General features: G+C 62.5%; 11 protein-coding genes. 7 read left to right on the top strand and 4 right to left on the bottom strand.

Annotated elements, in window-relative coordinates; translation table 11 throughout:
- Nucleotides 1–139 precede the first annotated feature (139 nt).
- Entirely contained in the window at nt 140–826 is a 687-nt protein-coding gene (locus APH33_RS08555; RefSeq protein ID WP_054884716.1) for an LrgB family protein, read from the bottom strand.
- The gene (locus tag APH33_RS08560) at nt 816–1,202 is read right to left on the bottom strand and encodes a CidA/LrgA family protein (RefSeq protein WP_054884717.1); all 387 of its coding nucleotides are present in this window, start codon (nt 1,200–1,202) and stop codon (nt 816–818) included. Before APH33_RS08560 ends, APH33_RS08555 begins: the two co-directional genes overlap by 11 nt.
- Nucleotides 1,203–1,301: 99 nt before the next feature.
- Here APH33_RS08560 and APH33_RS08565 point away from each other — a divergent pair, with 99 nt between their 5' ends.
- Nucleotides 1,302–2,198, top strand: a complete 897-nt coding sequence (locus tag APH33_RS08565; RefSeq protein WP_054884718.1) for a LysR family transcriptional regulator — start codon at nt 1,302–1,304, stop codon at nt 2,196–2,198.
- Here APH33_RS08565 and APH33_RS08570 read toward each other — a convergent pair.
- The gene (locus APH33_RS08570; RefSeq protein ID WP_054884719.1) at nt 2,180–2,635 is read right to left on the bottom strand and encodes a flavodoxin; all 456 of its coding nucleotides are present in this window, start codon (nt 2,633–2,635) and stop codon (nt 2,180–2,182) included. The two genes, APH33_RS08565 and APH33_RS08570, sit on opposite strands and share 19 nt — an antisense overlap.
- A 106-nt stretch (nt 2,636–2,741) precedes the next feature.
- Here APH33_RS08570 and APH33_RS08575 point away from each other — a divergent pair, with 106 nt between their 5' ends.
- On the top strand, nt 2,742–3,170 hold the full coding sequence (locus APH33_RS08575) for a PAS domain S-box protein (protein ID WP_054884720.1): 429 nt from the start codon (nt 2,742–2,744) through the stop codon (nt 3,168–3,170).
- 60 nt (nt 3,171–3,230) lie between these two features.
- Nucleotides 3,231–3,851, top strand: a complete 621-nt coding sequence (locus APH33_RS08580; protein ID WP_054884721.1) for a hypothetical protein — start codon at nt 3,231–3,233, stop codon at nt 3,849–3,851.
- Here APH33_RS08580 and APH33_RS08585 read toward each other — a convergent pair.
- Entirely contained in the window at nt 3,836–4,768 is a 933-nt protein-coding gene (locus tag APH33_RS08585; protein ID WP_054884733.1) for a MerR family transcriptional regulator, read from the bottom strand. The two genes, APH33_RS08580 and APH33_RS08585, sit on opposite strands and share 16 nt — an antisense overlap.
- Nucleotides 4,769–4,987: 219 nt before the next feature.
- Between APH33_RS08585 and APH33_RS08590 the strand changes: the two genes are divergently transcribed.
- The 4 genes from APH33_RS08590 to APH33_RS08605 all read left to right on the top strand — a co-directional run bounded on the left by APH33_RS08590 (nt 4,988) and on the right by APH33_RS08605 (nt 6,957).
- Nucleotides 4,988–5,548, top strand: a complete 561-nt coding sequence (locus APH33_RS08590; protein WP_054884722.1) for a hypothetical protein — start codon at nt 4,988–4,990, stop codon at nt 5,546–5,548.
- Between the two features lie 76 nt (nt 5,549–5,624).
- Entirely contained in the window at nt 5,625–6,317 is a 693-nt protein-coding gene (gene folM, locus APH33_RS08595; protein ID WP_054884723.1) for a dihydromonapterin reductase, read from the top strand.
- 9 nt (nt 6,318–6,326) lie between these two features.
- Nucleotides 6,327–6,623 carry a DUF1244 domain-containing protein gene (locus APH33_RS08600; RefSeq protein ID WP_054884724.1) on the top strand — a complete coding sequence of 99 codons (297 nt, stop codon included), beginning with the start codon at nt 6,327–6,329 and terminating at the stop codon, nt 6,621–6,623.
- Nucleotides 6,616–6,957 (top strand): HopJ type III effector protein, encoded by a 342-nt coding sequence (locus APH33_RS08605; RefSeq protein ID WP_054884725.1) that lies wholly within the window; start codon nt 6,616–6,618, stop codon nt 6,955–6,957. The genes APH33_RS08600 and APH33_RS08605 overlap by 8 nt, the downstream gene beginning before the upstream one ends.
- Nucleotides 6,958–6,964: the final 7 nt, after the last annotated feature.

Consider the following 6,964-nt stretch of genomic DNA (forward strand, 5'->3'; position numbering starts at 1 on the left):
GGCAAGGCTGCGGTCATTGCATTCACCTCGGCACTTTCATGTGCTCTCTATATCGAGGCCGAGTGTAATCACCGGTCCATCATGTGAAAATTGCGTTAACAGCCAGCTTGATGACCGAGCGAGTCAGTGGCTCGTACGGTCATAGCAGCATCGCCAGCAATGGCGCGGCGAACAGGTTGAGCAGGCCGGTGAGGACCATGACCAGGCCGGCCACCGAACCCTCTTCACAGCCCACTTCGCGAGCCCGGCTGACCCCCGCACCATGCGCGCCCACACCGAACAGCGCGCCACGCGCCAGAGGTGTACGCAATGGCAGCCAGCGCAGCAGCAGGCCGCCGAACATCGCACCCAGCACCCCGGTGAACATCACGAATACCGCCGTCAGTTCTGGCACGCCACCCAGGTCATGGGCCAGCGGCATGGCAAATGGCGTGGTGATTGAACGCGGCACCAACGACAGGCTGATCGCATCATCCAGCGCCAGCAAGTGCGCCAGGCTCCAGGAACTGGCGATCGACGCCGCGCTGCCGGCCACCATACCCATCAACAGCGCAGGCCAATGACGCGCCAGCATCGCCCGCTGTTGCCAGATCGGCACGGCAAAGGCGACGGTCACCGGGCCCAGCACGCTCATCAGCCAATGGGTGTTGCGCGAATACTCGGCGTAGGCCGTGTGCAGTGGCACAGCCACCGCCAACAGCAATGCCGGGACCAGAATCAGGGGCGACATCAGGTAGCGTCCGGTGCGCCGATAAAGCCAGCGGCTGGCCAGGTAGGCGACCAAGGTCAGCACCAGCCAGAACAGCGGCATGGGTTCAAGGCTCACGGCGCAGCCTCCAGCGGCAGACCGCTTCCACAGTGACGGCGGTCACCACCATGACCATCAGGGTGCTCACGGCGATGACCAGCAAAATACGCCAGCCTTCGCTTTGCACCAGGCTGCCGTAATCGAGCAGGCTCATGAGTGCCGGGATGAAAAACAGCAGCATTTCCGCCATCAGCCAGCCAGCGCCCATTTGCAAGGTGGCCGGCTTGAGCACACCAAAGGCAAACAGCAGCAACAGCAGGCCAAGGCCCATTACTCCGCCCGGAATCGGCCAACTCAGCCAGGCGGCCAGTTGGCCACCGAACAGGAACAGGGCAAGCAGCACCGCCAGCTCGGCGAGCAGGCGCAGCGTTTTCTTCAGTAATGCGTGTTTCATGGGTGAACGTTCCTCGACAGGCCCTCATTTTAAGATTCGTCTGCCTAGGCCAAAAGCGAATTGTTAGACTGGCAGCCATTCCACAATGGAATCGCGATCATGGAATTCAAACAGCTACGCAGCTTCATCGAAGTCATCCATCGCGGCGGCTTTACCCAAGCCGCGCAGACCTTGCACATCAGCCAGTCAGCCGTGAGCAAGCAAGTCGCCCAGCTGGAGCAAGATGTGGGCCAGCCGCTGCTTGAGCGCCAAGCCTCGCAACTGCATCTGACGGCAGCCGGGCGCATCGTGCTAGAGCGCGGCGAAGCGCTGTTGCGCCAGCGTCAGGAGCTGCTCAGTGAGCTGGACGACCTAAGCCACATGGCGCGCGGCGAGTTGCGCCTGGGCTTGCCGATGCTGGGCAGCGATACCTTGTTCGCCGGGTTGTTCGCCGAATACCGCAGGCGCCATCCGAACATCGCCATTCAGCTACTTGAGGGCGGCAGCCGTAGCGTCGAACAGGCAGTCAAGAGTGGCGAACTGGAGCTGGGCGGCAGCCTCACCCCGAGCGACCCGGCGTTCGGATACCAGCCGTTCTGCAATGAACCGTTGGATGTCCTGTTGCCGGCCGGGCATGGGCTTGCCGGGCTGGGCCCGTTGAGCTTGAAGCAGTTGGCAGATACGCCGTTTCTGCTGTACCAACGCAGCTTCGTGCTCAACGACCGCTTGCTCAAGGCTTGTCAGCAGCAAGGCTTCACCCCGAAGGAAGGTGGCCGCAGCGGCCAGGCGGATTTCCTCGTGGCGCTGGTCGCGGCCGGCCAGGGCGTGGTGCTGCTGCCCCGTGTGGTGGCAAAAGCGCTGGAGCGCCCCGGGGTGGTGCGCGTGCCGCTCGAGGCGCCGACCGATCTACGCTGGGATATCGCCTTCATCTGGCGGCGTGGAGCCTACCTGTCGCGTGCAGCACAGGCCTGGCTCACATTGTTGCGGGAGGAAACGCCTCAGGCTTTCAGCGCTTGAACAAGCGCTGCCAGCCAAGGCTCGGCATCAGTCTCTGGGGTCACGGTCTCGCTGGCATCGAGCTTCAGCATCGGCAGCACTTCCCGTACCCCCAGTTCGGCAAATAGCTCACGCATCTGCTCGCCACCGCCGCAATAGGTATCGCCATAGCTCGAATCGCCCAGGGCAATCACCGCGCCCGGCAGCCCACGCCAGGCCGCAGGCAGGGTGTCGCGAATGCTGCTGAAAAGCGGCATCAGGTTATCTGGCAGTTCTCCCATGCCGGTGGTCGAAGTCACCGCGAGCAACGCTTGAGGGCCAAAGCCCTCAAGATCCTGCTGGGTAGCACGGGCAGCATGCCAGGCGTCAAGGCCAGCAGCCTTGAGCAACGACTCGGCATGGCGGGCGACTTCTTCGGCGGTGCCGTACACCGAACCGGAAATAATGGCGACTTTCATCAGGAAGAGGATTCCGAAACTGAGTTAAAACGTAGGATACTAGCATTCGGCGCCAGCAAAAGGCCGCCTCCACCCCAGTCCCCTTCATTGCCCCAATGGTCCGGACATGATCAACGCGCAGCTGCTGCAATCGATGGTCGACGCATCCAACGACGGGATCGTGGTCGCCGAACAGGAAGGCGACGACACCATCCTGATCTACGTGAATGCGGCCTTCGAACGCCTGACCGGCTACAGCCGGGATGAAATCCTCTATCAGGATTGCCGCTTCCTGCAGGCCGATGATCGCGATCAACTGGGCCGCGCACGCATCCGCAAGGCCTTGGCCGAAGGCCGTCCCTGCCGTGAAATACTGCGCAACTACCGCAAGGATGGCAGTGCATTCTGGAACGAGTTGTCGATCACCCCAGTGAGGCACGCTGGCGACCAGCGCACCTATTTCATCGGTATCCAGAAGGACGTCAGCCGGCAAGTCGAACTCGAGCGCGAACTGGCCGAAATGCACGCTCGTCGGAATGCCGACGAACGCGCCTGAACCAAGCGCTGTGAATACGGTCAATTGCCGTTGAAGAAATCGTCATCATCGAGTTCGATCATGCAAGCAGAAGCGCTCCTGACCCAGGACGAACTGGACTTTATCCAGGACATGCAGCATTCCCCGCAATTGAACCTGGCCGACTCGATGTCGAGCCTGCTGGTCAATGGTGACCGCCACATCCAGTCACTGCTCGCCCGCTTGGTGGCCAATGAGCAGGTGACCCTGCAGGCGCAGTTCAACAACCAGCAGATCAGCTTCCCGCTGCAACTGGTGCAAGACGAGTTCCATGCCGTTCATTTGCAGATCGGCTCACCGGAAATCTACGAAGACGACGGCCCCACGCTGCGCCCCTGGCGCCTGACGATGGATCAGCCCAGCGCCCTGCTGGATGCCCAGGGCAAGGCCAGTGGTCTGCTGGTCAGGGACATTTCGTTCAAGGGTGCGTTGCTCGAGGTGCGTGGCCCGGCCAAAGCCCCATCGCGTTTCGATCTGCATTTCGCCCCGGATGGCATCAGCCCGATCAGCCTGCATGGCAGGCTGCGCCGAAGCATCGGCCCGGACCTGGCCGCCTACGACCTCAGCCGCAGCCCGGGTGAAGAAATCGACCGACTGCGTGAGTACATCTTGCACGCCCATCGCCAGGCCCATCCAGAACTGCACGATCAGGTATCGAGCTGACCAGCCAGATACTGTTGCAAGCGACGCCGCATCAGCTCACTTTGCGCACCGAGGCATGCAACCGGGCTGCCCGCCAGGCTGTCCTGAGCACTCTCGGACACCTCACCGGCAAGCAGCAATGGGCATTCCAGGCCTGCTGCCAGACGCCGCAGGCGCTTGTTCAATTCGACGGTCGGCGCGTGGTTGGCGAACAGCACCAGCGCATCCGGCCGCAGGCGCTCACAGACCAGCGGTAGTTCTTCCAGCGCCTGGCCGGGCATGAGAAGGCTCACGCCGATGTCCTCGCAGCCCAGCAGCAAGCCGGTCACCAGCAGTTCCAGTTCGTGACACAGCCCGGGAAGGGGAGCCAGCAGCACATGGCGCGCACGCCGCCGACGGGAGAGCTGCAAACGGGAGAACACCCGGCCACGCAAGAACTGGTCGAGGAACAGCCACTCGCTGGCCTGGCCGAACGCCCCCTGCCCTGCGCCAAGATCATGCCAGACCGGCAAGAACACCTCGCTGAACACTTGGTCCTGAGCGATTGCCGCGAACACCTGATCGAACAGCAGATCCAGGCCTGACGCGTCGAAGCGATTCACCGCCTGGCGTATCTGAGCCTGCCACTGTGCCCTGCTGTCAGGCGATACCACGGCCTGGGCGACGGCCTGGCCGCGCGCGAGAATGCCGCCGACCTTGCTGACCGCCACGCCACGTTCGAGCCAACCCAGGATGCTCCGGACCTGTTCGATATCTGCCTGGGAATACAGCCGGTGACCGCTGTCGGTGCGTGTCGGCTGGATCAGCCCATAACGGCGCTCCCAGGCACGCAGGGTCACGGTGTTGACGCCGGTCAGGCGGGAAACCTCACGAATGGGGAACAGGTCCTGGTGTTGCAGGCCTGCCTCGATAGCCGAGCTACGTCCCTGTTTGTTCATCTGCACTGGAGTGACCTGTGTGCGGAAGTTGAGCGGCAATTGTACTACGACATCATATGCTGCAAACCAGCAATCGTTTGCGATCAGTCGACAAAGGCAGCCTGTCACCACGATGCCGCCGCGTGCCCGATTATTGCATGGAGATTGACGTTGCCCACCACCCCGGGCCACGCAGTCAGGAGCCGGCTACCCGCCAGCCCCGTCGCCAGGAGATACACGATGTCTACCCCACCCGTCACCCTGATGGTATCGCGCCGCGCCGCCCATGGCCGCTACCAGGACCTGCTGGCCTGGCTGCACGAAGGCGAGCAGCTGGCCACCGACTTCCCCGGCTACCTCGGCTCGGGCATCCTCGCGCCGCCCCGCCACAGCGACGAATTCCAGATCATTTTCCGCTTCAGCGACGAGCCCACCCTGCACGCCTGGGAGCATTCCGCCTCGCGCCGGGCCTGGCTCGCCCGGGGCAACGGCCTGTTCGAGCGCCCCAAAGAGAGGCGCGTCAGTGGCATTGACGACTGGTTTGGCACCAACATGGTGCAAAAACCACCTCGCTGGAAGCAGGCCGTGGCCATCTGGCTGGCCTTTTTCCCGGTCTCGCTGCTGTTCAATGCCCTGTTCGGGCATTGGCTCGCTACGTTCGAGCTGGTACCCCGGGTGATGCTCAGCACGCTGGCGCTGACACCCGTCATGGTCTATTTCTTCATCCCTTTGTCCACCCGCCTGCTGGCCAACTGGCTGCACGCCACGCCAACCGCCAGCCCGGCGCTGCGCAGCCGCTGAGCAGAGGTCATACAAGAGCTGACAGTTCGGGTATGCTGGGCGGCAACGACAGGACAGACAAGTTGACCGCCCGCACATGAACAGCCCTATTCTCGTCACCGGCGCCAGCCAGCGCGTCGGGCTGGCCCTGGCCCTTGAGCTGGCTCAAGCCGGCCATACGGTGGTCAGTGCCAGCCGCAGCCTCCAGGCGCAGTCCGCGCACCCGAACATCGTGCAGTTCCAGGCCGACCTCTGCCTCAGAGCCGACCGTGAAGCGTTGATCGACCACCTGCAGCGCAACTATGACGGCCTGCGTGCAATCATTCACAACGCCTCGCTGTGGCTCGACGATGGCCTCGACAACCTCGAGACCATGTTCCATCTGCACGTCGAAGCGCCGTATCACCTCAACCTGGCGCTCGGCGAGTTGCTGAACAAGGTCGACAAGGCCGATATCATCCACATCTGCGACGAAACCTCCTCACGCGGCAGCAAAGGCCACATCGGCTACGCCGCGACCAAGGCCGCGCTGCAGAACATGGTGTTGTCGTTTGCCGAAAAATACGCGCCCAAGGTGCACGTCAACGGTATCTTGCCGGGCCTGCTGATCCTCAAGGAAGGCGGTGACGAGGCCTACCGCCAGCAGACCCTGAAAAAGGCCCTGCTGGAATTCGAACCCGGCGCCGGACCACTGATCGAGACAGTGAAATACTTGCTCGCCAGCCAGTACAGCACCGGCAGCCAAGTGGTCATCAACGGTGGCCGCCACCTGAAGAACCGCATGATCTGAGAGACTGACATGACTGAGCAACAACAGCTCGAACTCGAAGCCGCCGCGTTCCGGCGCCTGGTCGAACACCTGCAAAAACGCACCGACGTACAGAACATCGACCTGATGAACCTTTCCGGCTTCTGCCGCAACTGCCTGTCAAAGTGGTACAAGGCCGCCGCTGACGAGCGCCAGGTCGACATCAGCCTGGATGATGCCCGGGAAGCGGTGTACGGCATGCCCTACGCCGAGTGGAAAGCCCAATATCAGAAAGAAGCCAGCGCCGAGCAGCAAGCGGCGTTTGAACAAGGAAAACCTCGTGACTGATCTGAACACCCTGCGCACCAGCCTGGCCAGCGGCCAACACGCCTTCGCCGATACCTTGGCCTTCATTGCTGGCAACTACAGCTACCAGCCTCAGGCATTCAACAACGGTGGCGGGGAAAATGCTGCCGGGCAGAACGAAGGCTCGTGCAAGACCCTCGGCCTGGCCCTGCTGGAAGGCTTGAGCGACCAGGAAGCGCTGTTGGCCTTCGGCGAGCACTACCGTGACGTGCTGGCCACGCCTGAGGGCAGTGACCATGGCAATATCCGTGCACTGATCAAGCATGGACTGGCCGGCGTGAAGTTCGCCGAGCTGCCTCTCTCGCGCAACGCTTGAGAATGCC

The sequence above is a fragment of the Pseudomonas sp. NBRC 111130 genome (assembly GCF_001320485.1).
GTDB classification, from domain to species: domain Bacteria; phylum Pseudomonadota; class Gammaproteobacteria; order Pseudomonadales; family Pseudomonadaceae; genus Aquipseudomonas; species Aquipseudomonas vlassakiae.